Genomic DNA, 26,188 nt, shown 5'->3' on the forward strand with positions numbered 1-26,188 from the left:
GGCCCTGGTGGCCGGTCTTTTTTATTCCCCTTCCGGCCGCTGCATCCCCGCCACCTGAGGCATAACCTCGCGCATCAGATCGAGAAACTTACGCAACCGCGTCGGATAGTAGCGCGCCCAGGGATAGACGAGGTGTACCGGCAGCGGCGATGCTTGCCACTGCGGGAACAGCTCTACCAGCCGCCCGGCGGCGATATCTTCCACGACCGCCCAGCTCGACACGATCGCCGCGCCTAGCCCCGCCAGCGCGGTATTACGAGCAACATGCACGCTATCGGTACTCAGGCACGGCGCGATACCGAAGGTGACGATTTGCTCATCCGTCTGAGACCGCAGCGTCACCTCATGCTGATAGAACGTGCTGATGGCTATCCACGGTAGCATTGACATCTCCTGCGGCGCGTTTAACGGCGGCGAGTTCGCCAGCAGCGCCGGCGAAGCGACTACGCTACGCGGAACCTCGGCCAGCAATACCGATACCGTAGCCGGATCCACCTCCGCTCCCACGCGAATCGCGCAGTCGATACCATCGCTCAGGAAATCAACCGTCTTATCGTTCAACATCCATTCCACCGACAATTGGGGATAGCGCTGCAAAAAATCCACCAGCGGCCCCAGCAGCTGCTGCTGACCGAACGCATGCGGCGCCCGCACTCGTAATATTCCCACGGGCCGATCATCGGTAATCCGCAGGTCGTCCTCGAGTGCCAGCCAGGCATCGACGACCTGTCGGGCGTGCTGATAGCAGCGTTCACCATCATCGGTCAGCTTCATCGCGTGGGTGGTACGCAGAATCAGCTTTGCGCCAAGCAGCGCCTCCAGTGACTGAAGCCGTCTGCTTACCGTCGCCTGGGTCGTATTCATCTGTGCCGCCGCAGCGGAGAGAGAACCGGCCTCGACAATACGAATAAACGTACGCATCAGTTCGATCCGATCTATACGCTCTTGCTTCTTCATTTTTATTTTGCCTATACGTTTAACGTATAACCGTTTTACCACCGGGCTATCTACCGCGCCAGCGCGATTAGGGGAAAAATAGCGCCATCGCTTCTAAGAGGAATCCATCATGACACCAGTTCCACTCACCTCCCGCGCCGCCGGGTGGGTTATTTTCATCCTTGCGCTGGGCGCGGGCTTCAGCGTCGCCTCAATCTATTACGCGCAACCACTGTTACCCCTGATGGGAGCTAACCTGCATTTGAGCGTTGAGGGTATGGGCCTGGTTCCGACTTTGACCCAGGCCGGCTACGCACTGGGCATACTGTTTCTTCTCCCGCTTGGTGACCGTCACGACCGCAGGAAATTGATCCTGATGAAAAGCGCCGCGCTGGCCGTCCTTCTGCTGCTTTGCAGCCTCACCGGTCAGCTGACCTCCCTGCTGATTGTCAGCCTGCTTATCGGTATGGCCGCGACCATGGCCCAGGATATTGTACCGGCAGCCGCGATTCTGGCTCCCGCGGGTAAGCAAGGGAAAATGGTAGGGACGGTGATGACCGGACTGCTGCTGGGGATCCTGCTGTCGCGTACCGTCAGCGGACTGGTGGGCGCCCTCTTCGGCTGGAGGGTGATGTATCAGGCGGCGGCGGTCAGCATCGCGCTGATTGGGCTGGTGATGTGGCGCGTCCTGCCGCGCTTTGAGATTCACTCAACCCTGTGCTATCCGCAGCTGATGAAATCGATGGCCCATCTGTGGAAACGCTATCCGGCCCTGCGTCGCGCCGCATTCGCTCAGGGATTCCTCTCTATCGCCTTCAGCGCCTTCTGGTCAACGCTCGCGGTCATGCTACTGGCGCACTACCAGATGGGCAGCGCGGTAGCCGGCGGTTTTGGTATCGCAGGTGCCGCCGGGGCGCTCGCCGCGCCGCTGGCCGGTGGCCTGGCCGATAAGTTCGGCGCGGAAAAAGTTACGCAAATGGGGGCCGCGCTGGTTACCGTTTCGTTTGCCCTGATGTTTCTGCTGCCTGCACTACCGCCGCATGGCCAGCTGATCCTGATTGCCATTTCGGCCGTCGGTTTCGACCTTGGACTGCAATCCAGCCTCGTGGCTCACCAGAATCTGGTGTACGGTCTGGAACCTCAGGCGCGCGGTCGACTCAATGCGCTGCTGTTCACCGGCGTCTTTATTGGCATGTCGCTGGGTTCAGTACTGGGAAGCAAACTGTATGTGATGGCCGGCTGGAGCGGTGTGGTGACGCTGGCCGTCATTACCGGCGCAATTGCCCTTGGGATCCGCCTACTGGAAAGCGCCAGGGTCGTATCCGCGCAGCGAACCCTCAGATAAAAAAAGCCGCTCTGCAGAAACTGCAGAGCGGCTTTTACTGCGTTCAGTCAGTTCAGGCCGTACGGCGAGCAAACTCTTTCACGCGAAATCCCAGCAGCAGCAGCGTCGCGAAATAGGCGATAACGCCCGCGATTACGACCACCATTAAACGCAGCAGACGGAACGGCATCGTCCCCTGCGACCACTCTGGCATCAGGTACATCACGCCCAGCAGCGCCGCTGACATGATAATCACCGCAATAACCAGGCGCAGCAGAAACAGGAACCAACCCGGCTGAGGCGTAAAAATTTTCTGTTTCCGCAGCTGCCAGTAGAGCAGCGCGGCGTTAAGACAGGCCGCCAGGCCAATCGACAACGACAGGCCAGCATGCTTCAGGGGGCCAATAAAGGCGAGGTTCATCACCTGCGTCATGAGCAGCGTGACGATAGCAATTTTCACCGGCGTTTTAATGTCCTGGCGCGAATAGAATCCGGGAGCCAGCACTTTCACCACAATAAGCCCCATCAGCCCGACAGAATACGCCACCAGCGCACGCTGGGTCATCGCGGCATCAAAAGCGGTAAATTTCCCGTACTGGAATAGCGCGACCGTCAGCGGCTTGGCCAGGATCCCTAACGCCACCGCGCTCGGTAGCGCAAGCAGGAAGCACAGGCGCAATCCCCAGTCCATCAAACGGCAGTATTCATCGTGATTGCCGCTGGCGAAGCTTTTTGACAGCGACGGCAGCAGAATGGTCCCCAGCGCCACGCCCAGCACGCCGGACGGAAACTCCATCAGACGATCGGCGTAGTACATCCACGACACGGAGCCGGATACGAGGAATGAGGCAAAGATCGTGTTAATAATCAGTGATATCTGGCTGACTGAGACGCCGAGGATCGCCGGCCCCATCTGTTTCACCACCCGCACCGCGCCAGCATCTTTAAGGTTGACCCGCGGCAGCACCAGCATGCCGATTTTTTTCAGATGCGGCAGCTGCCAGGCAAGCTGCAAAATACCGCCAACCGTTACCGCCCACGCCATTGCCAGCATCGGCGGATTAAAATAGGGGGCCGCAAACAGCGCAAAGCCAATCATGCTGACATTAAGGAAGGTTGGGGCAAAAGCGGGAACCGAAAAGCGGTTCCAGGTATTCAGGATAGCGCCAACCAGTGACGCCAGGGAGATCAGCAGAATATAGGGAAAAGTGATGCGCAAGAGCTGAGTGGTCAGGGCGAACTTTTCGGGCGTATCGGCAAACCCCGGCGCGGTGACGGTAATCACCCACGGCGCCGCCAGCATACCGGCGACGGTGACCAGCGCCAGAACCAGCGTCAGCAATCCCGATACATAGGCGACGAAAACGCGGGTCGCATCCTCGCCCTGTTTGCTTTTATATTCCGCAAGAATCGGCACAAAAGCCTGAGAAAATGCGCCCTCAGCAAAAATACGTCGTAAAAGGTTCGGGAGTTTGAAAGCAACGAAGAAGGCGTCGGTGGCCATCCCCGCGCCAAAAATACGTGCGACAATCGCATCGCGCGCAAAGCCCAGCACGCGCGAAAACATGGTCATCGAACTGACGGCCGCCAGTGATTTTAAAAGATTCATTAACGTGTTATTCCACAACCCTGGAGTAAAACGCCCGCAAATGCGGGCGCGGGAAAGTGGCGATAGTCTACCGGGTTCATACTGAATTACTACTGCCAGTTGTTACAACGGATTATTCGCTCATCGCTTCGCGCCAGAGCTTATCCACCACCCGCTGAGCCAGCAGCGCCTGCTCCCCGGACGTTTCAGGAACCGTCTGATTTTGCACGCATTCGATAAAATGCCGCGCGCAGCCGGTGAAGCCTCGCTGCTCAAGTGTTGTCTGCCAGCCGGGAATTGGGCGCTGTATCACTCCGCGTCCCCGCTCCTCCTGCCACTCCCGCATATCGCGGACTTCATATAATCCGCCGTCGGTTACCGCCTGAACCCACTCCCGCTGGCTTCCGGCGCGGCGGTGCATACTGGTTGTGATCTGTATCATCCCGGACGTGAAATGATGCTCGGCATACAGCATCTCGCCTTGAGCCGTGGTATGCAGCGCTCCGCCGCTTAAACGCGCCTTATCGCCCGCCAGCCATAAGGCCGTATCAACCACGTGCAGATAGTCATCCAGCAGCGTGAAGCGCAGATCGTGGCCGACGCTGTCGCTGCGATGTTTGTCCATCCGCAGCGACGCTGCGTTTCCGAGCTGCGCCTTCAGCTCGCGATAGAGCGGAGCAAAACGGCGATTAAACCCGACCATGAGCGTGAGATGACGGCGGGCGGCCAGCTCAACCAGTGTCTCCGCATCGCTAAGCTTATCCGCAAGCGGTTTATCAACGCAGACATGAACGCCGGCATTGAGCAACCGACAAACCACTTCATAATGTGAAGCCGTGGAAGTATGCACGAACACGGCGTCACACTGAGCCGCCAGCTGTTCCAGAGAATCCGCATAGGGGATCCGCCAGGTTTCGCAGATACGCTGCGCTTTCTCTTTGCCAGGCGACCACGCTGCCTGTAGCGTCCAGCCATCGGCGGCCCCCAGCACCGGTAGCCACGCCTTTTGCGCAATACCGCCCAGGCCAACCACTCCTATACGTAGTTTTGCCGACATGCTTAATCTCCCAAGTGAGCCAGCAGTGAATCCAGTCGCGCTTTCAGCTCGGCGACTTCCGCTTCCAGCGCCTCTACGCGCATCTGCAGATCGTCGCCAGCGGGCGACACGGCCTCAACGACGGTAATCAGTGAATCCATATCATCGCAAAACAGATGCATATAGCGGCTTTCACGCTTGCCGGGCTCCCGCGGCAGACGCGCGACATAGGGGCCATCTTCCCGCGTCGCCAGATTTTCGAGGACGCTTTCAACCTCCGCCATATCGCTGAATTCATGCATCCGCTGCGCGCGACCGCGAAGTTCACCAGGCGTCTGCGCCCCGCGCAGCAGCAAGGTGGTAATAATAGCGACTTCCGCCGGGGATAATTTCAGATCGCCAAATTCAGAGTTGCAGAAACGCTGCTCATATTTGGTCACCCGATTGCCGAAACCGCTGACCGTTCGCAAATAATGGCGCTTCACTAAGGTATCGAGCAGATCCTGGACATCGCTTTCGCTGAGCGACATCACCGGTTCACGGTTCGTTTTTTGGTTACAGGCGGTGACCACCGCGTTGACCGATAGAGGGTACTGCTCCGGCGTGGTGACCTGCTTTTCCAGCAGGCAGCCAATGACCCGCGCTTCATGCAAGGTTAACTGATATTTCATGATGTCTCCTTAGCGACCCGGGGTCCAGTCCGGTGTCGTCAACGCCGTCAGTACGTGATCGCGCCACTGCCCATCAATAAGCAGGTAATCTTTGGCGTAACCCTCTTTTTCAAAGCCCAGACGCGCCAGCAAATCGCCGCTGCGCTGATTATGCGGCATGTAGTTTGCCATTATGCGATGGATATGCTGCGTGCGCTGCATATAGCGAATCGCCGAGGTCAGCGCTTCATACATTAGCCCTTGCCCCTGCCATTTCTCACCGATGGAGTAGCCGAGGTAGCAGGCATGAAACGAACCGCGCACCACGTTCGAAAAATTCGCCACGCCGATGATCTCTTTTTCCTCCGGGTCAAGCAGGGCAAAATAGAACGCCGAGCCCTGCTTATGGAACTCAGAAATCATCGATAAACGCGCCTGCCAGCCGGAAGGATAACAGTGGCTGTCGTCGCGCACCGGCTCCCAGGGTTTTAAGAACCCTTTATTTTCCGCGTAATAATCGGCCAGACGCCAGGCGTCACGATCGTGCACCAGCCGTACCACCAGCCGGTCCGTCGTCAAACGCACCTTCGGTACGTTACTGCGATAGCCAAACATTCCCCTCTCCTGTTCCCCAGACGAAATACTTGCTGACTTTACTATACCTGTCCTGCGCGGTTGAGTGAAAACAGCAACATACCATTTTCTGCACCACCTCTGCTTTTCGATGAATAGGCTCTATCGTTCTTGCATTTTGATAAAAAAATATTGTCGCAAGTTAGCTGGGAAAATAGCCGTTATCCCCGCAGAATATCAACGCTTATCCTTATTTTTCCCGGGAGGGGAAATGTCCCGCGTATCGCAGGCAAGGAGCCTGGGTAAATATTTCCTGTTAGTTGATAACATGCTGGTCGTACTCGGCTTTTTCGTCGTATTCCCGCTTATCTCCATTCGCTTTGTCGACCAGATGGGGTGGGCTGCGCTGATGGTCGGGATTGCGCTCGGCCTGCGTCAGCTGGTGCAGCAAGGTTTAGGGATATTTGGCGGCGCCATTGCCGACCGTTTTGGCGCCAAACCGATGATCGTCACTGGTATGCTGATGCGCGCGGCCGGTTTCGCGGCAATGGCCGTCGCCCATGAACCCTGGGTGCTGTGGCTCTCCTGCATTCTCTCAGGTCTCGGCGGCACGCTGTTCGATCCCCCGCGGGCGGCGCTGGTGGTCAAGCTGGTACGCCCGCACCAGCGCGGACGTTTCTTTTCTATCCTGATGATGCAGGATAGCGCAGGGGCGGTGATCGGCGCGCTGCTGGGAAGCTGGCTGCTGCAATATGATTTTCGTCTGGTGTGCAGCGCCGGGGCGGCCCTGTTTATCGCCTGCGCGGCATTCAACGCCTGGTATCTCCCGGCCTGGAAGCTGTCGACGGTCAAAACGCCGGTTCGTGAAGGGCTGGGACGCGTGCTGCGCGACAAACGCTTTGTCACCTACGTATTGACGCTTACCGGATATTACATGCTGGCGGTGCAGGTGATGCTAATGCTGCCGATCATGGTTAACGATATTGCGGGTTCTCCAGCGGCGGTAAAATGGATGTACGCCATTGAAGCGACCATTTCGCTGACGCTGCTGTACCCGATTGCCCGCTGGAGCGAAAAGCGTTTCCGCCTCGAGCATCGCCTGATGGCCGGCCTGCTGATCATGACCCTCGCGATGATGCCGATTGGCCTGAGCAGCAATCTACAGCAGCTGTTTACGCTGATCTGCGTATTTTATATGGGTTCAATTATCGCTGAACCCGCGCGCGAGACGCTGGGCGCTTCGCTGGCTGATGCCAGAGCGCGCGGCAGCTATATGGGCTTTAGCCGTTTAGGATTAGCCTTCGGCGGCGCTTTCGGTTACGCAGGCGGCGGATGGCTGTTCGACGCCGGGAAGGCCGCAGGTCAGCCGGAGCTGCCATGGCTGATGCTGGGCGTTATCGGCCTCGCGACGTTTATCGCTCTGTGGTGGCAGTTCAGCCCGAAACGTTCGGCCTCCGGAATGCTGGAGCCGCGTACCTGATTTGCCGGGCCTTCGTTTCTCCTCCATACTGAATTGAGGATGTTCAGCCACTATGGAGGAGAAACGTGAAGTTATATATCTACGATCACTGCCCGTTCTGCCTTAAAGCCCGCATGATTTTCGGCCTGAAAAATATCCCTGTCGAACTGATCGCGCTCCTGAACGATGATGAAGTAACCCCAACCCGAATGATCGGCCAGAAGATGGCGCCAATCCTGCAAAAAGACGATAGCCGTTACATGCCGGAAAGTATGGATATCGTGCACTACGTCGATAAGCTGGACGGAAAACCGCTGCTTACCGGCGCGCGTAATCCGGCGATTGAAACCTGGCTCAGGAAGGTCAACGACTACGCTAACCGCTTGTTAATCCCTCGCTTTGCTAAATCCGCTTTTGATGAATTCGCAACGCCAGAGGCGCGTGCTTATTTCGTGAAAAAGAAAGAGGCGGCTATCGGCAGCTTTGCCGACCATCTCGCCCATTCCCCCGGTCTGGTCAAGAACATCAGCGATGATCTGCGGGCGCTGGATAAATCGATCGTCCAGCCTAACGCCGTTAACGGTGAACTCTCTGAAGATGATATTCATCTCTTCCCTCTACTGAGAAATCTGACGCTAGTTGCCGGCGTGAACTGGCCGAGCCGTGTGGCCGCCTATCGTGACAACATGGCCAAACAGACGCAGATCAACCTGCTTTCCTCAATGGCTATTTAACCTCAAGGCAGTGGATGGGTTTGCCCTTCGCTGCCATACGCCTCTTTTTCAGTCTTTTCCGCTAGCACCTCCTGCGCTGGCGAGCCATGCTGCTTTGTGTCAGGATGAACCCATGGCATGACATTAAGGAATCCAATGAAAAAGATGTTTATCGCGGCCGTGCTTATCGTTAGCGGCCTGCTCAGCGCCTGTAACCAGCTCACGCAGTATTCCGTGAGCGAGCAGGAAATCAATCAGGCGCTGCAGAAACGTAACCACTTCGCTAAGGATATTGGCCTGCCAGGCGTAGCGGATGCCCATATTGAACTGCAAAATCTTACCAGCGCTATTGGCCGTGAAGAACCGAACAAAGTGACGTTAAGCGGCGTGGCTAATTTAGATCTGAATTCACTCTTCGGGAACCAGAAAGCGACCATCGATCTGAAGCTCAAAGCGCTGCCGGCGTTTAATAAAGAAAAGGGAGCCATTTTCCTGCAGGAGATGGAGGTGGTCGATGCCAAAGTTCAGCCGGAAAAACTCCAGTCTGTGGTACAGACGCTGATCCCTTACCTGAATCAGTCCCTGCGTAGCTACTTCAATCAGCAGCCTGCCTACGTCCTGCGCGAAGATGCCAGCACCGGTGAGGCGCTGGCGAAAAAGTATGCTAAAGGTATTGAGGTGAAGCCCGGCGAGATTATTATCCCATTCACAAACTAATATCTCGGGCGCTGAAGCGCCCGATTTTTTACGGAAGTTGATGCAAAGGAAAACGTTTACGCTTATCCTTAGTGCCCGGCAAAAACAGCCCTGATGACTGAACCTATTAGCCGGAGCCTTCCATGACAGCACAATCCCAGGTATTGAAAATCCGCCGCCCTGACGACTGGCATATCCATCTGCGCGATGACGATATGTTAAAAACCGTCGTGCCTTTTACCAGTGAATTTTATGGCCGGGCGATCGTGATGCCGAACCTGGTACCGCCAGTCACTACCGTCGAAGCCGCCCTCGCCTATCGCCAGCGTATCATTGATGCGATCCCTGCGGGTCATGATTTTACGCCGCTGATGACCTGCTATCTGACGGATACGCTCGACCCGGCGGAGCTGGAGCGCGGATTTAACGAAGGCGTATTCACCGCTGCCAAACTCTACCCGGCCAATGCCACAACCAACTCGAGCCACGGCGTCACCAGCACGGATGCCATCATGCCGGTGCTTGAGCGCATGGAAAAACTGGGTATGCCCCTACTGGTTCATGGTGAAGTCACTCATCCTGATATCGATATTTTTGACCGGGAAGCGCGATTTATCGAAACGGTCATGGAGCCGCTGCGCCAGCGCCTGCCCGGTCTGAAGGTAGTCTTCGAACACATCACAACCAAAGATGCCGCCGAATACGTGCGCGACGGTAACGATTTGCTGGCAGCCACCATCACCCCGCAGCACCTGATGTTCAACCGCAATCATATGCTGGTTGGCGGCGTGCGGCCCCACCTTTACTGTTTGCCGATACTGAAACGCAATATTCACCAGCAGGCGCTGCGCGAACTGGTGGCCAGTGGTTTTGACCGCGCTTTCCTCGGCACCGATTCCGCACCCCATGCCCGTCATCGTAAGGAAGCCAGCTGCGGATGCGCAGGCTGTTTTAACGCGCCGACCGCGCTGGGCAGCTACGCAACGGTGTTTGAGGAGATGAATGCTCTACAGCACTTTGAAGCCTTCTGCTCGCTCAACGGCCCACGCTTCTATGGCCTGCCGGTCAATGAGGGCTATGTTGAGCTGGTGCGCGAAGAGAGCCAGGTGGTCGAGAGTATCGCCCTGCCCGGCGACGCGCTGGTGCCGTTCCTTGCCGGGGAAACCGTGCGCTGGACGATGAAAAAATAAATAGTACGCCCCCTGTTGAAAATGCTCACCAAAGACTGTATAAATAAACAGTACACTATCCAGGGGGCAATTATGCGTATTGAAGTCTCTATCGCCAAATCAACAGCCTTACCCAACGGCGCCTTAGATGCGCTGAACAATGAACTCTCTCGTCGTATTGAACAGCAGTTTCCCTCTACATCAAGCCAGGTAACGGTTCGATACGCGGCTAATAACAATCTGTCGGTTATCGGCGGCCTGAAAGAAGACAAAGACCGGATTAGCGAAATCCTGCAAGAAACCTGGGAAAGCGCTGACGACTGGTTTGTCCGCGACTAGTCAATTAAATTTGCTCCCTCATTGTGCTTTTTTTGCCGGGTCGCCCCGGCTTTTTTATTTTTTCACACTCAGATTTTCCCCTATTGCTTTTACTTAGCACCTTCAAAAATAACAAATAACCCACCCTTTTCTGCCTAAAAAAGCAGCATATTCGCGCGTATGTATCTCTATTTCATTTAATTTCTCGAGTTTATGCTTGACTACTGATATAATTAACTTGCTTCAAAAAACATGCATTAAACCTCGAGAACTGTTGTCTTTTAACATATGAATAAGGGGTTATGATGGAAAAGAATAATGAAGTCATCCAGACCCATCCCCTCGTCGGATGGGACATCAGCACCGTTGATAGTTACGATGCGCTGATGTTGCGCCTGCACTACCAAAACCCCGCTCAAGAAAGTAGTAAAGACGCAGAAATTGGCCAGACGCTATGGCTAACGACGGACGTCGCACGTCAGTTTATTTCTATTCTGGAAGCAGGTATTGCGAAGATTGAATCTGGCGAATACCAGGAAAATGAGTATCGAAGGCATTAATATTTAGCGCTAATGTCTGAATATTCACCTAACAGGCACCTCCGGGTGCCTGAATTATTTTCGGGCTTGTATAACAGCAGGTTGTTATTTACCCTGCTAACAAAGCAATAACCTGGAACCCACCATGCAATACGATCTTATCATTATCGGTAGCGGCTCGGTCGGCGCTGCCGCAGGCTTTTATGCGCGGCAGGCAGGGCTTAACGTGCTGATGATCGATGCTCATCAGCCGCCGCATCAGGAAGGCAGCCATCATGGCAGCACTCGCCTGATTCGTCACGCCTACGGTGAAGGCAAAAGATATGTTCCCCTGGTACTGCGCGCGCAACAGCTGTGGGATGAGTTTGCCGCCGCCAGCGGTGAAGCCGTCTTTGAACGTACCGGGGTGATTAACCTCGGGCCTGCCGATTCCGACTTTCTGCGCAATGTTGCCAGCAGCGCGCACGAGTTCCGGCTGAATATTGAAGAGATGGATGCGCAGACGGTAATGACTCGCTGGCCGGAAATTCGTGTACCTGATGATTATCGGGCGATATTTGAACCCGCATCCGGCATACTGCGCAGCGAGCTGGCCGTTGAAACCTGGATCCGTCTGGCGCGCGAAGCGGGCGCCGCCCAGCTGTTCAACTGTCCGGTGTCAGCCATTCACCACCAGCCGGACGGCGTTACCGTCGAGACGCTGGATGGCGAGTACAGCGGTAAAAAACTCCTGATCAGCGCCGGAACCTGGGTCACACGCCTGTTGCCAGAACTTCCGGTCCAGCCGATACGGAAGATTTTTGCCTGGTTTCAGGCTGATGGCCGCTACAGCAGCAAAAATAACTTCCCGGCGTTTACCGGTGAGTTACCGAATGGCGATCAGTTTTACGGTTTTCCCGCCGAAGATAATGAATTGAAAATCGGTAAGCACAACGGCGGGCAGCTCATTTCCACGCCGGAAGAGCGCAAACCGTTCGGTGCGGTAGCCACGGACGGCGCCGAGTCTTTCAGCTTCCTGCGTAACATATTGCCCGGTATTGGCGGCTGTCTGCACGGCGCATCCTGCACCTATGATAACACAGCGGACGAAGACTTTATTATTGATACACTACCCGGCCAGCCGGATACGCTGCTGATTACCGGCCTGAGCGGTCACGGCTTTAAATTTGCACCGGTTTTAGGCGAACTGGCCACACGGTTCGCGCTTGACGAACCCTTTGGGTTTGATCTATCTGCGTTTTCACTGGCGCGGTTTAAGAAATAATCGCCCGCCGTATGACCAGACAACCACGCTAAAGAAACGGCCTCACTTGAGGCCGTGAATAATGAGAGAGATGATGCGTCGCCTGTTCGAATTACTGGTTAACAACGTCCGTGAACATTTTATGATTTATCTGGCGCTGTGGCTTCTGCTGGCGTTTATCGATCTTATCTGGCTATGGTTTTTCTGAAGGCACAGGATCCGGGATGCCCAGCTTCGTATTCAGACGACCGCGAGATTTATTAAAGATCTTATTGCCATTCTCGCGGCCGGCGCGCAGTTTTCTCTGCTCCTCTTCCGGCAGCTTATGCTCTTCCATGCAGACTTCGCTACAGCAACCGGCAAATTTCTCCGCACAGGAAGGACACTGAATAAACAGCAGGTGGCAACCATCGTTCAGGCAGTTGGTATGGCTATCGCAGGGCGCGCCGCACTGATGGCAATGGGCGATAACATCATCTGAGATACGCTCTCCCATACGCTCATCGAATACAAAGTTCTTACCGACAAAGCGAACCGGCAGCCCCTGTTCGCGCGCGCGTCGCGCGTACTCGATAATCCCGCCCTCAATATGCGAGACTTTAGTGAATCCATTATGTTTCATCCACGCGCTGGCTTTTTCGCAACGGATACCGCCGGTACAGTACATGACAATATTTTTATCTTTATGTTCCTGCATCATCTCAACGGCCTTCGGCAGCTGGTCGCGAAACGTATCCGCCGGGATCTCCAGCGCGTTCTCGAAATGGCCGACCTCATATTCGTAATGGTTACGCATATCAATAAAGACCGCATCCGGGTCGTCCAGCATCGCGTTGACCTCCGCAGCCTTTAAATAATCACCCACGTCCGATGCATCAAACGTCGGATCATCAATCCCATCCGCGACGATCCGATCGCGTACCTTGAGACGCAGAACCCAGAAGGATTTACCGTCATCATCAAGAGCGATATTCAGGCGCAGACCATTCAGGGCGGGATCGAAAGCGTATAAAAATTCGCGCAGCGCATCGACCCGGCTCTGCGGAACGCTAATTTGCGCGTTAATACCTTCGTGAGCCAGATAAATTCGGCCAAAGACATTCAGCTTAGTCAACGCAATCCACAGCGCATCGCGCGTGGCTTTTGGGTCGATAATAGTGAAATATTTATAAAACGAGATCGTCGTGCGCGGCTCGGTCTCAGCCAACATTTGCGCCTTTAACGTCTCATTTGAAATGCGGTTATGTAACACTGGCATGGTGTACCTGCTCGGCATAGTCAATGAGTAAAATAAACGGCGGGCATCATATAGCAAACAGGCTTAATTTACATCCCCACATTTTGCGCTACATTTTTCTCACCCAAATTTGCTCGCATTAACATTAAATGCCATCAACAGCCGGTATTTTGGCTGAAGCATAAAAAAATGCGATAATAGAACACGTTGCTTAATTGAACAGGTATGAGATGAGCCATTTACCTAAATTTTCCGCAGCGTTGCTGCACCCGCGTTATTGGTTGCTTTGGTTCGGAATCGGTCTGCTCTGGTTAGTTGTACAGCTTCCCTATCCGGTGATATATCGGTTAGGAACCGGTCTTGGCCACCTAGCAAGACGGCTGATGAAGAGACGGGCAAAAATAGCTTATCGTAATCTGGAACTCTGTTTTCCCGATAAGAGTGAGCAAGAGCGTCACCGGATGGTGGTGGCAAACTTTGAATCCGTCGGCATGGGGTTGATGGAAACCGGCATGGCCTGGTTCTGGCCAACAAAGCGTATCGCGCGCTGGACTGACTCGATTGGCGTCGAGCATATCCGGGACGTACAGACGCAAAAGCGCGGCATTTTGCTGATTGGCATTCATTTCCTGACGCTGGAGATGGGCGCGCGCATGTTCGGTATCAATGAGCCTGGCATTGGCGTCTATCGCCCAAACGATAACCCGGTTATCGATTGGCTGCAGACCTGGGGACGCTTGCGCTCCAACAAAGACATGATCGATCGTAAGGATCTCAAAGGCATGATCCGCGCGCTGAAAAAGGGCGAAGTGATCTGGTACGCGCCGGACCATGACTATGGCCCCTCCGCCAGCGTATTTGTACCGTTTTTCGCCGTTGACCAGGCCGCGACGACCTCGGGCACCTGGATGCTGGCAAAGATGTCTAAAGCCTGCGTTGTGCCGTTCGTGCCGCGCCGTAAACCCAACGGTAAAGGCTATGAGCTGATTATCCTGCCGCCGGAGTGCGATCCGCCGCTGGACGATGCGGAGACTACCGCCGTCTGGATGAACAAAGTGGTAGAGAAGTGCATATTGATGGCGCCGGAACAGTATATGTGGATGCATCGCCGCTTTAAAACGCGTCCTGAAGGCGTTCCTTCTCGTTACTAACGCACTCTCCGCGCTCAGTCGCGCGGCGATCCCGCATTCGAATACGGATGCGGGGTCAATTCCCTCTCTTTAGCTTTAAAAGCTCCCCTGCATTGCGGCAATCATTTCTCAGGCGCATAATTAGCGTGCTCATATTTTCAATTATTTGACCTGCGCTGCAGGCCAGTGGAATCCTATGCCGTCTGCTGATACCCCCATTAACTGGAAACGCAATCTTACCGTCACCTGGCTCGGCTGTTTTTTAACCGGCGCCGCTTTTAGCCTGGTGATGCCGTTTCTCCCCCTTTACGTCGAACAACTGGGCGTAACCGGTCATAGCGCCCTCAATATGTGGTCAGGTCTGGTTTTTAGCGTCACTTTTTTATTTTCAGCCGTCGCCTCCCCCTTCTGGGGCGGCCTTGCCGATCGTAAAGGGCGTAAAATCATGCTGCTGCGCTCAGCCCTCGGTATGGCAATCGTCATGCTGCTGATGGGCCTGGCGCAGAATATCTGGCAATTTCTGATCCTGCGCGCGCTGTTAGGCCTGCTCGGGGGATTTATTCCCAACGCCAATGCCCTGATAGCGACGCAGATCCCCCGCCATAAGAGCGGCTGGGCGCTGGGGACGTTGTCTACAGGGGCCGTCAGCGGCGCGCTGCTAGGGCCGCTGGCTGGCGGCTTCCTTGCCGATCACTGGGGATTGCGTACCGTCTTCTTTATGACCGCAAGCGTCCTGTTTATTTGTTTCTTATTTACCCTTTTTCTCATCCGCGAGAATTTTGTCGCGGTCAGTAAAACAGAGATGCTCAGCGCGAAAGACGTTTTCTCGTCGCTTAAAAATCCGAAGCTGGTGCTGAGCCTGTTTGTCACTTCGTTGATTATCCAGGTTGCAACCGGCTCGATTGCTCCGATTCTGACGCTATACGTGCGAGATCTTGCAGGCAATGTGAGTGATATTGCGTTCATCAGCGGCATGATTGCTTCAGTCCCAGGTATTGCCGCTCTGCTTAGCGCGCCTCGTCTCGGGAAACTCGGAGACCGCATCGGCCCGGAAAAGATCCTGATCGTCGCGCTGGTGATCTCCGTCTTGCTTCTGATACCGATGTCGTTCGTTCAGACGCCGCTGCAGCTGGGGATCCTGCGCTTCCTGTTAGGCGCTGCCGACGGCGCGCTACTGCCCGCCGTACAAACCCTGTTGGTGTATAACTCTACCAGCCAAATCTCGGGCAGAATCTTCAGCTATAACCAGTCGTTCCGCGATATCGGCAACGTTACGGGACCGCTTATCGGCGCGTCAGTTTCCGCCAACTACGGCTTCCGGGCGGTCTTTTTAGTCACCGCCGGTGTGGTCTTGTTCAACGCGGTCTACTCGACCCTGACTCTCGGCCGCTCTCGCCGCCCTCGGGCAACCAACAATCCGGGTTCCGGCACGCATTCGGTAAATTAATGCCCCATCCTTGACGCATCGCCAACCGCATTCTATAGATTGAATCGTGTTCATTTCTATTCATCTTAGGAGGTTAGCCATGCCAAAGGATTCGATGTTCTATGCCACGCTTGAAGAAGCAATCGATGCAGCCCGCGAGGAGTTTCTGGCTAATAATCCCGATAGCGACGAAGAGAACGCCAGCATCGAGCAATTAAATATTCAGAAATACGTACTCCAGGACGGCGACATTGCCTGGCAGGCAGAATTTTTTGCCGACGAGGATGAACAGGGTGAATGCCTGCCTGTTCTTAGCGGTCAGGCAGCGCAAAGCGTCTTTGACGGCGATTATGATGAGATTGAGCTTCGCCAGGAGTGGCTGGAAGAAAACACGCTGCACGAGTGGGATGAAGGCGAATTTCAGCTTGAACCCTCTCTCGATACCGAAGAGGGCCAGGCCGCAGCCGATGAATGGGATGAACGCTAATTAGTTATAGGGGCCATGACTGGCGTCAAGCGGCAGCAGTAGCGTATCAAATACCAGTGAAAAGGGCAGATCGAGAATGGTGATATAGCGCCATGAGGAATCGCGGACATCCCACTGAACGCCGGGATAGTACTGGTTTCCATGCCCCTGCCCAGGCACTGTGCGACTGATAATACTACCGCAGCCGCTGATAAGCAGCGTCATTGCGATAACCAGTAAAACTCTCATCAACAACCTCGATTCTCAGATAAAAAAATACCGGCACCATTGCCGGTATTTTCCTTTACCTACGACTTACTTCGTTTTTAACGCCAGCGGGTTCAGCGTCAGCTGCTGATAGGCACCCACCCACGAAGAGTATTTCTCCGGCGCGGCCCACACGCGATAGTGCATGCGAGACATCGTGACCGGATCGCTTAGCAATACCAGACGACGGTCGCGGTTGAGCTTATCCGGCGTCTCGTTGAGCGCCTGTTCAACATGGCGCTCGCGAGCAATATCCAGAATATGCCCGTGGCGGTGACGCGCGGTAGCCATCGCCGTTGCCAGCGCGTTAAATGATGGGTTAAATACCGCATGCATAAAACCATCTTCCAGAGAACGCTGACGGTTAAGCGTCAGGTAAGCATCGGTATCTTTAAGCACCTGCGGCGGCGAATACTCTTCCGGAATCAGGAACAGCTTCCAGCGCTTGGTGCGCAGGCCAATGGTAGCGCGGCTGGAAATGGCCGACACGAACGGCGACAGAATCAGCGAGACCACGATCGGCGCCAGCCAGAACAGGAAACGCAGATCCAGCCACGCCATACCCACCGCCCAAACCAGCCCCAACAGCATCTGCGAGCCGTGACGCATAAACGCTTCGCCCCACGGAGTCGAGTCGTCATCACGCTGCGGCGAGTTCCACACCACTTCCCAGCCGAGGAACGCGCTGACCACAAACACGGTGTGGAACAGCATGCGTACCGGCGCCAGCAGCACCGAAAAGAGCACCTCCAGCAGCAGAGAAAGGGTCACACGGATAAAGCCGCCGTACTCTTTCGGCCCTTTACACCACACCAGAATAATACTCAGTAGCTTCGGCAGGAACAGCAGCACCATGGTTGAAGCAAACAGGGCGATAGCCAGCTCCGGGCGCCACTGCGGCCAGACCGGGAACAGCTGACGCGGTTGCAAAAAGTACTGCGGCTCGGTCAACGCATGCACAACCTGCAGCGCAGTAGAGAGCGCAAGGAACATGAACCACAGCGGCGCCGACAGGTATGACATCACGCCGGTCAGGAATACCGCTCGGTGAACCGGGTGCATCCCTTTGACCAGGAACAGGCGGAAGTTCATCAGGTTACCCTGACACCAGCGGCGATCGCGCTTCAGCTCGTCAAGCAGGTTCGGCGGAAGCTCTTCATAAGAGCCTGGGAGATCGTAAGCAATCCATACCCCCCATCCGGCGCGACGCATCAATGCCGCTTCCACGAAGTCATGCGACAGAATGGAACCTGCGAAGTTACCCTCACCCGGCAGCGGCGCGAGAGCACAGTGCTCAATAAACGGTTTCACCCGGATAATGGCGTTGTGTCCCCAGTAGTGCGACTCGCCCAGTTGCCAGAAATGCAGACCGGCGGTAAACAGCGGGCCGTAGACGCGGGTGGCAAACTGCTGACAGCGCGCATAAAGCGTATCCATGCCCGACGCGCGCGGCGATGACTGGATGATGCCGGCATTCGGGTTCGCTTCCATCAGGCGCACCAGGCCACTCAGGCACTCACCGCTCATCACGGAGTCGGCATCCAGCACCACCATATAGCTATACTGGCTCCCCCAACGACGACAGAAGTCATCAATGTTACCGCTTTTGCGTTTCACGCGGCGGCGGCGGCGGCGATAGAAGATCTGCCCTTCGCCCTGAACTTCAGCAATGAGCTCCATCCACGCTTTTTGCTCCGCCACACAGATGTCCGGGTTGTAGCTATCGCTCAGGATATAGACATCAAAGTGCTCGGCGTTGCCGCTGGCCTTTACCGACTCCCAGGTCGCACGCAGGCCCGCGAACACGCGGTCAACGTCTTCGTTGCAGATCGGCATAATCAGCGCCGTGCGATGCTCCGGGTTCAACGGCTCATTCCCAACGGTCGAGGCTGAGATACTGTACTTGTCGCGCCCGATCAGCAGCTGCAGGAAGCCCATCAGCGCGGTCCAGAATCCAGCGGAAACCCAGCAAAAAAGCACGGCGAACAGAATCAGGATCCCCGACTGCAACACATATGGCAGCAGCTGCATAAAGGAAACCCATAGATTCTGCCCCACCATATCGGCCGGGTTAATCAGCGCCCAGCCCTGGTAGGGCAAAATGGTTTTCATGTACCAGGTCGCCACAACGGTCTGCGCCAGCGTCAGCAGCAGAAGAATATAGCGGCGGATAGAGCCGACGGTACGCCATTTCTGCTCGCTCTCCTGCTCTTCTTTGCTCAGGCGAGAAAGATAGCGCGGAGTCACGTCGCGTCCGCGCAGCCGATCCCAGAAACGGCCGACCGGGTTGGTACGCCAGGGGTCCGGAAACATAGAGGAACGTTTTGCTTTCGGCATGGCGTTCAACTGAGTGCGCCCTTCGTCATCCTTAACCAGCTGGTTACCGGCCAGCGAATCAGGCCAGCTATGCTCCAGCCGCGATTTTACCGACCCCAGCGGGGCGTCATCTTCGCGTTTAAAAACGTGATGTTCAGCGTCCAGTGCTTCATGTACGGCCTGCAGACTTACGTCAGGTAACGCGCGTTTTTCTGCATCCGACAGCGGCAATGCGTCGATGTACTTCGTTATCTTATTCATTGGCAGGCAGCTGATAGCTCCAGGTTTCGCTCAGCGTCTGGTCGGTATTGACCAGCGCAGCGCGCATATCCGTGGTTTTCTTAGGATCTTTCACTTTGACGCGCAGGATCATACGCCAACCCTTAGTTACCGGGTTGTAGCGCACGGTATTTTCGACGATTTCAGCGTTATCACCGATGCTTGCCTGCGCGGTTACCGGGGTATCTGCGGGCAGCTTTTTCATCTCGGCGCCGGTGAAATCAACAATGAAGGCAATGGTGCCATCAGGCTGGCGGATCAGGTTCGATTGCTTGACATCGCCGGTAGAGCGGCGGGTCTGCATCACGTAGGCGTTATCCGGCGCATGCAGCTTGTCTTCGTCGCGGCTGAAAGTGATGGTGTATTTGAAGTTCATCTCTTTGCCGGGTTCCGGCAGTTGATCCGGCGTCCAGTAGGTCACGATGTTATCGTTGGTTTCATCGTTGGTCGGGATTTCGACCAGTTCGATTTTCCCTTTACCCCAATCACCTTTCGGCGTAATCCACGCGCTTGGGCGCAGATCGTAGCGGTCATCAAGATCTTCAAAACGCGAGAACTGGCGGCCGCGCTGTAGCAGGCCAAACCCCTGCGGGTTCTCCATTGCGTAGCTGCTGACGGCGAGGTGCTTCGGATTATTCAGCGGACGCCAGATCCATTCGCCGTTGCCGGCAAGGATCGAAAGCCCATTTGAATCATGCAGCGACGGACGATAGTTGGTAGTCGGAGACGGCTGATGCGGCCCGAACAGGAACATACTGGTCAGCGGAGCCACGCCCAGCTTACCGACTTTGTCACGCAGATAGACCTTAGACTGCACGTCCACCACGGTATCGCGACCGGGCATGATCACAAAACGATAGGCGCCGGTTGCGCGCGGGGAATCAAGCAGCGCATAAATCGTCAGACGTTTATCGGTGGCTTTAGGACGCTCAATCCAGAATTCACGAAAACGCGGGAACTCTTCTCCAGACGGCAGCGCGGTATCGATCGCAAGCCCACGGGCAGAAAGACCGTATACCTGACCCTGGCCGAGCACGCGGAAGTAGCTGGCTCCGAGCATGCTGACGATCTCATCGTTCTTGTCTTTGCTGTTGATCGGATACAGCACCTTGAAGCCCGCAAAGCCGAGGTCTTTAACCGTGTCTTTATCGTGCTGCACGTTGCCAAAATTAAAATAGTCCGGGCTGTATTTAATTTTGCGCACGCTGGTTGCCGTCACTTCATTAATGGTGACCGGCGTATCGAAATACATTCCCTGGTGATAAAACTCGAGTTTGAACGGGCTTTTCAGATTATTCCAATAAGCTTTATCGTGATTAAACTGAATTTGCTGATAGTCCGCATATTTCATGTCGCGGAAGGCAGAGGGCAGGTTACTTTTAGGCGCTTCAAAGCCTTTGCTGGCTAACGTTTGTGCCTCTTTTGCGACGTCATCAATGCTGAATGCCCATGCAGATGAAGTACACAGGGACAACATTACGGCTGCGCTTAACCAACGCATTTTCATCATCTGTGGTTTATGTTTCATATAAGTAAGCACTTCCCCCTTTGTGTGCTTAAATCGATCCGATCTATTTTAATGGAAACTCAGGCATTCCGACAACATAATCCCTGCATTGTTCGGCATGGCGGCACAGGGAATACACAGTTCACTGCCCCGATTGCACTTTGCGTGCTTATCCTGGAGACAGTTAACCAGAGTTCATGTAGGGTTGCAGTGAATTTAAACGTTATCACGTTGAGTGATAAGACGAATTGTCTGAGAATGTAGTGATATTGTATGAATAATACTCCGGTACAGCGTGAATATTTTTTCGATAGCATCCGCGCATGGCTGATGCTATTGGGTATCCCTTTTCACATTTCGCTCATTTACTCCAGTCACAGCTGGCATGTTAACAGCGCCGAGCCTTCATGGTGGCTGACGTTGTTTAACGACTTCATTCATGCCTTTCGCATGCAGGTCTTCTTTGTGATTTCCGGCTATTTTTCCTACATGCTTTTTCTGCGCTATCCGCTGAAGAAATGGTGGAAAGTCCGCGTTGAGCGCGTCGGCATCCCCATGTTAACCGCGATCCCCCTCCTGACCCTACCGCAGTTTATTATGCTGCAGTACGTCAACGGTAAGGCGGATAACTGGCACACGCTTTCCGGCTATGACAAATTCAACACCCTCGCCTGGGAGCTGATTTCCCACTTATGGTTTTTGTTAGTGCTGGTGGTTCTGACGTCGCTGGGCGTAGTGATGTTTAAATGGCTGACGCGCCCGCGTTCTGCCGCGGCACCAATCTTTGGTGACACCGTCACATTAGGCCAACTGTCGATGATTTTTCTCGCGCTGGGCGTGCTGTATGCGGTCATTCGCCGCACCATTTTTATCCTCTACCCGCCCATTCTTAGCAATGGCCTGTTCAACTTCATCGTGATGCAGACGCTATTCTATCTGCCTTTCTTTATCCTCGGCGCCCAGACGTTTATTAACGCGCGCCTGAAGACGATGTTTACAACCCCATCGCCATGGTGCTTTGCGGCGGCTTTACTCGGGTTTATCGCCTATCGGCTGAATCAGCAGTACGGCTCTGGCGACGGCTGGATGTATGAGACGGAGTACGTGATTACCATGGTGCTGGGGCTATGGATGGTCAACGTGGTCTTTTCGCTTGGCCACCGCTTGTTGAATTTCCAGTCAGCGCGGGTGACCTATTTCGTTAATGCATCGCTATTTATCTACCTGGTGCACCACCCGCTGACCCTTCTCTACGGGGCGTGGATAGCGCCGGTCATTAAATCCAATACCCTTGGGTTTATGACCGGGCTGGTTTTTGTGGTCGGGATTGCTCTGGTGCTATATGAAATCCATCTGCGGATACCGCTGTTGCGCTTCCTTTTCTCCGGAAAATTCCAGCAAAAGACGGCTAAGCCGCAAATATCCGCCAGTTGAAACAGCAAGCTGCTGTGTGGAACGCACATAGCAGCGCTATTTTTGTGCAAACAGCAGTTGAAAAACATCGCGGTACAGGTTTTCCATTGCTGCTTTATCTACCGTCGGGGTCGTCGCAAAGTCGCAACGATAGGCAGCCCCTTCGGTTAATATCGCGATAAATTCGCAGGCGACGCTAATTTGCGCCTCGGTCATCTCAGGGTGATAGTGCCGGGTTAGCCGCCCGCCCTCCTCTTTCAGGCGGCGATCGGCCTGGTTCATGATTTCGCGCAGGCGTGGATTTCGGGACGCCTCGGCGTTAATTTCCATCAGCAGATAATTATCGTTTTTCGTAGACCCGGTCACGAGTGTTGCGCCGGCTAATACTGAAGCCATGCGGGCTAAATCATGATTCCCGGCAACGATTTCGCCCACTCTGGCATTCACGATCTCACTGACGATGACTTCAACGATCTCTTCTTTGCTGGCGAAAATGCGATATAGCTGACCTACGCTAAGGCCAGCCTGATGCGCAATATCCGCTACGGAGGCGCCGTGCAGGCCCTTTTCCGCAAAGCATTTCTGTGCCGCGGCTACGATTTCCATCCGCCGAAGCCGTTGCTTTTGTAGAACCTTCCCTTCAGCCACCGATACCTCTCCCGTTATGATAATTCCAGGCCTGCGCAGGAAACTATCATATCTTATTCTGATGGCCGAGTTGCGCGCGACTTGCCTCAAGTAATCGCGTATAAATGCCGGCGGTTTCGGCATCAAAGCATACGAAACACACGCGTTCCAGCGGGTTATAGCGAGTGAGGAAAGCATTCACCGTCCGTACGGCTATCTCCGCGGCGGCCTCTTTAGGGTAACCATAAACGCCGGTGCTGATAGCAGGAAATGCAATAGAACGATAATTGTTTGCCGAAGCCAGCAGCAGGCTATTTTTATAGGCGTCAGCCAGTAACTCCGCCTCCTGCCTGTCACCGCCGTGCCAGATGGGTCCAACGGCGTGAATAACCGCGCTGGCGGGCAAATTTCCTGCCGCCGTAATCACCGCATGACCTGGCGGACACTCTCCCTGCTGTTGCCGCACCACTTTACAGGCAGCAAGCAGTTCTGGCCCTGCCGCGCGGTGAATCGCGCCGTCCACGCCACCACCGCCAAGCAGCGACGGGTTTGCCGCATTGACGATAACGTCCACCGCGAGCTTTGTAATATCGCCGAGAACAACCTCAGGTTGAACAGCCATTTCTCCTCCTGTCGGCATAGGTCTTCAAATGAATACACGAGGATAATATGGCACGATAGCCCCCGGGACGAAAGCCTGGGGGCAGAGGGTTACCGATAATCAACATCCAGAATAGCGAGGGTCCGTTGCGGATTAATATATCTTAATTGCGCAGAGCGAATATTTTCGTTGTGTATATTCCCTTTCTCAAGCTGTTGAGCAGAAATTTTAATCGCATCCGCCCTCGGGCAATCCATAATAATTTGGTCTTTTATCGTATTGAGCTGGCAGGGTGCTTCCACCACCCGCCCGTAAAAATGGATGACGCCAGCCACGGTCTGTTCTGCGAGCACAGGGTTAACAAAAGAAGGTAAAATAAACAGCGCGGCAAGTGGTGCATATATGATTGTTTTCATTATAAAACTCCTCTGCATATCGGTATAGCTACTGAAAAGCACCAGCCATCCATGAGTGCATCGAGTTATATTTTTTTACTTCAAGTTAATTATATTAACAATTTGAAAACAAAAAATATCATTTATTTAAATATGCTAACAAAATCGATTCACTGACTGTCGGTACAGTTAAAGTCTCAGATATATAAGGAAAAATAGAATACAGGGAATATTAATGATGGGGTAAACAGGCAGCAAAAAAGCAAAAGAGCCCGGCGGGCCCTTTTGTGATGGAGACGGGGATAAATTAAAAGCGATTAGCTGCTTTGGTTAGCAAGAGATTTATTTTTCTCAGCCCGGGTCGCCAGCCACAGGCCGCTATTTTTCATGGCGTAGCCAAATACCAGACCCAGCGCGAGTGAAGGCACAACCAAACGCCAGTCGCCGCTGCCGGCAAACGTCGCGCACGCGCCGATAAAAGTTCCCGGCACAAAAGAGAGCATCAGCTGACGCGCCTGAATGCACATCAAAAACGCCACGATGCCGGTCATAATATAGCTGACAATTTCCAGCTGCGGCGCCAGCGCGCTGCCGTGAATAATTACCAGCGCCCACACAACGCCGCTCATGACCGTACAGGTTGAAATAAACAGCCCTTTTAACCCACCTTGCGGACAGGCAAAGTAAGCCGTACAGCCAAGGAACCCCGCCCAGCTCAGCAGACCCAGTGCGACAGCCACCCATCCCCAGATACCGGAGAGAATGCCTGTCGTTAATGCGATTGCGAAGAGTATGTTCATGGCGCGTATCATAGCAGAAACGCACCCGTCAAATGCGACTCAGAGCACACTAAATGAAATCAAAAATATTTCATTGCATTTAAAGTGTGATTTTAATCACAAATTATTGTTCGTTTTCTTCCTGCAGCTCATCCCACATGGCGGAGACCGCTTCGCGAGTCAGCGGGGCCATCGTGCGCCAGAACGGCGTGGTGGCATGCGCTTCAACTTTGCCCAGGAACTCACCGCACCAGGGCAGGATATATTCCGCGAACAGGGTTTCCAGAACTTCGCTTTCATCTTCCGCCGCGTGATCTTCCAGCCAGGAAGCGGCCAGCAGTAAGGAGCCGAAATGATCCGCCGCCCCCTCCCCCGTAGGTACGCCATGCGCGGCGAGGAAACCACGGACTTCAGCTTCCGTCGCGCCGTCTACCCATGCGCTACGGTAAGGCGCCACGCGGCACTCTTCACCGACAAACAGCACGTTGTATTCGGCGGCCAGCGACTGCATATCACAGCTTTTTTGCAGGCGCTCCAGCAGTTCATCCTGTTCCAGCGGCCAGCTCGCCGCCAGCTTCCCTTCGCGGATAAGGGTAAAGAGCGGAACCAGCAGCGGGTCCTGCGGCTGACGATAATAGAGAGAGCCCAGCACGCGGCAGAGGATTGAAAACTCGTTCATTCATTTATTCCAGTTATTCAAATTAAAGTTCAGCCAGCTCAGGAATCGCAGGCATGCCGCGCGATTCAAGAAAATTAAGCAGACGCCGGGGCGTTACGTTAAGAATTCGGTCTTCCGGAAAACCGACGGCATCAAGAATTTTTCGGCATTCGCTAAATTCACCGAGCGTAAATGCCGTATGGGAATCCGAGCCCAGCGCCACCCAGCCACCGGCATCGCGTACGGCCGCCGCAACGGCACGGCAGTTATCTTCGCTGCCGATACGCGACGAGACAAAAGAGGAGTTATTGATTTCCAACGCCACATGGTGCTTCGCCGCGGCGGCGGCAATGGCAGGGATATCCACGGGAAATTTAGGGTTACCCGGATGGCTGATGATATGCACCGCGCCGCTCGCTATCGTGGCGATCATCGCTTCGGTATGCGTCGCTTTATCCTGAGGAGGGAATACCGGCTCATGAAAGCCAGCGATAATCAGGTCCAGCGAGTTCAGCATCGGGCCGGTACAGTCGATTTCGCCCTGGGTATTTTTGATATTGGCTTCGATACCTCGCAGGATGCCAACGCCATCCACTAGCCGCGGCCAGATACGCATATTAATAAAATGCCAGTAGTGCGGCGCATCGGCCATATCGGGCCCGTGGTCGGTAATGGCAAAGAGTTTGATCCCCTTGCGCTTTGCTTGCGCGATATAATCGTGCAGGGTGCTGTAAGCGTGGGTGCTGGCGACGGTATGCATGTGCAGGTCAACAGGATACATCACAATCTCCTTCTCTGTTTGTGGCAAGAATAGCAGGAATCTGCGCCCATGATCAGCAAAAA

At 54.5% G+C, this 26,188-nt stretch carries 28 protein-coding genes; 13 read left to right on the forward strand and 15 right to left on the reverse strand.

Annotation, left to right across the window (positions count from 1 at the left end; all coding sequences use genetic code 11):
- Positions 1–21 precede the first annotated feature (21 nt).
- The gene (locus tag EGY08_RS04000; protein ID WP_123828256.1) at positions 22–957 is read right to left on the reverse strand and encodes a LysR family transcriptional regulator; all 936 of its coding nucleotides are present in this window, start codon (positions 955–957) and stop codon (positions 22–24) included.
- 109 nt (positions 958–1,066) lie between these two features.
- On the opposite strand from EGY08_RS04000, the gene EGY08_RS04005 reads away from it, so the two are divergent.
- Positions 1,067–2,281, forward strand: a complete 1,215-nt coding sequence (locus EGY08_RS04005; protein WP_123828257.1) for an MFS transporter — start codon at positions 1,067–1,069, stop codon at positions 2,279–2,281.
- A gap of 52 nt (positions 2,282–2,333) precedes the next feature.
- On the opposite strand, the gene murJ is transcribed toward EGY08_RS04005, so the two are convergent.
- The 4 genes from murJ to rimJ all read right to left on the reverse strand — a co-directional run bounded on the left by murJ (position 2,334) and on the right by rimJ (position 6,149).
- A complete protein-coding gene (gene murJ / locus EGY08_RS04010; protein WP_004131383.1) occupies positions 2,334–3,869 on the reverse strand; it encodes a murein biosynthesis integral membrane protein MurJ in 1,536 nt (511 codons plus the stop codon).
- 112 nt (positions 3,870–3,981) lie between these two features.
- Positions 3,982–4,905 (reverse strand): Gfo/Idh/MocA family protein, encoded by a 924-nt coding sequence (locus EGY08_RS04015; protein ID WP_004131382.1) that lies wholly within the window; start codon positions 4,903–4,905, stop codon positions 3,982–3,984.
- A gap of 2 nt (positions 4,906–4,907) precedes the next feature.
- Positions 4,908–5,555, reverse strand: coding sequence for a YceH family protein (locus EGY08_RS04020; RefSeq protein ID WP_004131380.1), 648 nt, complete (start codon positions 5,553–5,555; stop codon positions 4,908–4,910).
- A 9-nt stretch (positions 5,556–5,564) separates the two neighbouring features.
- Positions 5,565–6,149, reverse strand: coding sequence for a ribosomal protein S5-alanine N-acetyltransferase (gene rimJ / locus EGY08_RS04025; protein ID WP_004131378.1), 585 nt, complete (start codon positions 6,147–6,149; stop codon positions 5,565–5,567).
- Between the two features lie 229 nt (positions 6,150–6,378).
- Between rimJ and mdtH the strand changes: the two genes are divergently transcribed.
- The 8 genes from mdtH to EGY08_RS04065 all read left to right on the forward strand — a co-directional run bounded on the left by mdtH (position 6,379) and on the right by EGY08_RS04065 (position 12,452).
- Entirely contained in the window at positions 6,379–7,587 is a 1,209-nt protein-coding gene (mdtH, locus tag EGY08_RS04030) for a multidrug efflux MFS transporter MdtH (protein ID WP_049112586.1), read from the forward strand.
- 65 nt (positions 7,588–7,652) lie between these two features.
- Positions 7,653–8,300: a glutaredoxin 2 gene (grxB, locus tag EGY08_RS04035; protein ID WP_049112584.1), complete on the forward strand. Its 648-nt coding sequence runs from the start codon at positions 7,653–7,655 to the stop codon at positions 8,298–8,300.
- Positions 8,301–8,435: 135 nt separating this feature from the next.
- On the forward strand, positions 8,436–8,996 hold the full coding sequence (locus EGY08_RS04040) for a lipoprotein (RefSeq protein ID WP_004131365.1): 561 nt from the start codon (positions 8,436–8,438) through the stop codon (positions 8,994–8,996).
- A 122-nt stretch (positions 8,997–9,118) separates the two neighbouring features.
- Positions 9,119–10,165 (forward strand): dihydroorotase, encoded by a 1,047-nt coding sequence (pyrC, locus tag EGY08_RS04045; protein ID WP_049112582.1) that lies wholly within the window; start codon positions 9,119–9,121, stop codon positions 10,163–10,165.
- A gap of 72 nt (positions 10,166–10,237) precedes the next feature.
- Complete coding sequence (dinI, locus tag EGY08_RS04050) at positions 10,238–10,483, forward strand: DNA damage-inducible protein I (RefSeq protein ID WP_004101040.1); 246 nt, start codon at positions 10,238–10,240, stop codon at positions 10,481–10,483.
- 284 nt (positions 10,484–10,767) lie between these two features.
- Positions 10,768–11,022, forward strand: coding sequence for a biofilm formation regulator BssS (gene bssS, locus EGY08_RS04055; protein ID WP_004131358.1), 255 nt, complete (start codon positions 10,768–10,770; stop codon positions 11,020–11,022).
- 124 nt (positions 11,023–11,146) lie between these two features.
- Complete coding sequence (gene solA / locus EGY08_RS04060; protein ID WP_004131356.1) at positions 11,147–12,265, forward strand: N-methyl-L-tryptophan oxidase; 1,119 nt, start codon at positions 11,147–11,149, stop codon at positions 12,263–12,265.
- A gap of 73 nt (positions 12,266–12,338) precedes the next feature.
- On the forward strand, positions 12,339–12,452 hold the full coding sequence (locus EGY08_RS04065) for a YceO family protein (RefSeq protein WP_004101037.1): 114 nt from the start codon (positions 12,339–12,341) through the stop codon (positions 12,450–12,452).
- Here EGY08_RS04065 and EGY08_RS04070 read toward each other — a convergent pair.
- Entirely contained in the window at positions 12,438–13,502 is a 1,065-nt protein-coding gene (locus EGY08_RS04070; protein ID WP_123828258.1) for a rhodanese-related sulfurtransferase, read from the reverse strand. The genes EGY08_RS04065 and EGY08_RS04070 overlap by 15 nt on opposite strands.
- A gap of 209 nt (positions 13,503–13,711) precedes the next feature.
- Here EGY08_RS04070 and EGY08_RS04075 point away from each other — a divergent pair, with 209 nt between their 5' ends.
- The 3 genes from EGY08_RS04075 (at position 13,712) to EGY08_RS04090 (ending at position 16,524) form a co-directional block, all read left to right on the forward strand.
- A complete protein-coding gene (locus EGY08_RS04075) occupies positions 13,712–14,632 on the forward strand; it encodes a Kdo(2)-lipid IV(A) acyltransferase (RefSeq protein WP_112166314.1) in 921 nt (306 codons plus the stop codon).
- A gap of 175 nt (positions 14,633–14,807) precedes the next feature.
- A complete protein-coding gene (gene mdtG / locus EGY08_RS04085) occupies positions 14,808–16,058 on the forward strand; it encodes a multidrug efflux MFS transporter MdtG (RefSeq protein WP_004131349.1) in 1,251 nt (416 codons plus the stop codon).
- A gap of 79 nt (positions 16,059–16,137) precedes the next feature.
- Positions 16,138–16,524 (forward strand): MysB family protein, encoded by a 387-nt coding sequence (locus EGY08_RS04090; protein ID WP_004131347.1) that lies wholly within the window; start codon positions 16,138–16,140, stop codon positions 16,522–16,524.
- Here the strand turns inward: EGY08_RS04090 and EGY08_RS04095 are convergent, their stop codons facing one another.
- The 3 genes from EGY08_RS04095 to mdoG all read right to left on the reverse strand — a co-directional run bounded on the left by EGY08_RS04095 (position 16,525) and on the right by mdoG (position 20,893).
- Positions 16,525–16,752, reverse strand: coding sequence for a YceK/YidQ family lipoprotein (locus EGY08_RS04095; protein WP_004131344.1), 228 nt, complete (start codon positions 16,750–16,752; stop codon positions 16,525–16,527). It abuts the gene before it with no gap.
- A gap of 66 nt (positions 16,753–16,818) precedes the next feature.
- A complete protein-coding gene (mdoH, locus tag EGY08_RS04100; protein ID WP_004131342.1) occupies positions 16,819–19,347 on the reverse strand; it encodes a glucans biosynthesis glucosyltransferase MdoH in 2,529 nt (842 codons plus the stop codon).
- Positions 19,340–20,893, reverse strand: a complete 1,554-nt coding sequence (mdoG, locus tag EGY08_RS04105; RefSeq protein ID WP_004131340.1) for a glucans biosynthesis protein MdoG — start codon at positions 20,891–20,893, stop codon at positions 19,340–19,342. The genes mdoH and mdoG overlap by 8 nt, the downstream gene beginning before the upstream one ends.
- 252 nt (positions 20,894–21,145) lie before the next feature.
- On the opposite strand from mdoG, the gene mdoC reads away from it, so the two are divergent.
- Positions 21,146–22,306: a glucans biosynthesis protein MdoC gene (gene mdoC / locus EGY08_RS04110; protein WP_123828259.1), complete on the forward strand. Its 1,161-nt coding sequence runs from the start codon at positions 21,146–21,148 to the stop codon at positions 22,304–22,306.
- A 36-nt stretch (positions 22,307–22,342) separates the two neighbouring features.
- Here the strand turns inward: mdoC and EGY08_RS04115 are convergent, their stop codons facing one another.
- From EGY08_RS04115 to EGY08_RS04140, 6 genes are all read right to left on the reverse strand, one after another.
- Entirely contained in the window at positions 22,343–22,933 is a 591-nt protein-coding gene (locus EGY08_RS04115; RefSeq protein WP_004131336.1) for a TetR/AcrR family transcriptional regulator, read from the reverse strand.
- Positions 22,934–22,979: 46 nt separating this feature from the next.
- Positions 22,980–23,534: an O-acetyl-ADP-ribose deacetylase gene (gene ymdB / locus EGY08_RS04120; protein ID WP_049112578.1), complete on the reverse strand. Its 555-nt coding sequence runs from the start codon at positions 23,532–23,534 to the stop codon at positions 22,980–22,982.
- 89 nt (positions 23,535–23,623) lie between these two features.
- Positions 23,624–23,929 carry a type 1 fimbrial protein gene (locus EGY08_RS04125; protein ID WP_004131333.1) on the reverse strand — a complete coding sequence of 102 codons (306 nt, stop codon included), beginning with the start codon at positions 23,927–23,929 and terminating at the stop codon, positions 23,624–23,626.
- A gap of 296 nt (positions 23,930–24,225) precedes the next feature.
- Positions 24,226–24,708: a DUF1097 domain-containing protein gene (locus EGY08_RS04130; RefSeq protein ID WP_087829316.1), complete on the reverse strand. Its 483-nt coding sequence runs from the start codon at positions 24,706–24,708 to the stop codon at positions 24,226–24,228.
- Between the two features lie 103 nt (positions 24,709–24,811).
- On the reverse strand, positions 24,812–25,366 hold the full coding sequence (locus EGY08_RS04135; RefSeq protein ID WP_004131331.1) for a TorD/DmsD family molecular chaperone: 555 nt from the start codon (positions 25,364–25,366) through the stop codon (positions 24,812–24,814).
- A 22-nt stretch (positions 25,367–25,388) separates the two neighbouring features.
- Positions 25,389–26,126 carry a phosphatase gene (locus EGY08_RS04140; RefSeq protein ID WP_004131330.1) on the reverse strand — a complete coding sequence of 246 codons (738 nt, stop codon included), beginning with the start codon at positions 26,124–26,126 and terminating at the stop codon, positions 25,389–25,391.
- Between the last annotated feature and the right edge of the window lie 62 nt (positions 26,127–26,188).

This window comes from Klebsiella sp. FDAARGOS_511 (assembly GCF_003812845.1).
Classification (GTDB): domain Bacteria; phylum Pseudomonadota; class Gammaproteobacteria; order Enterobacterales; family Enterobacteriaceae; genus Klebsiella; species Klebsiella grimontii.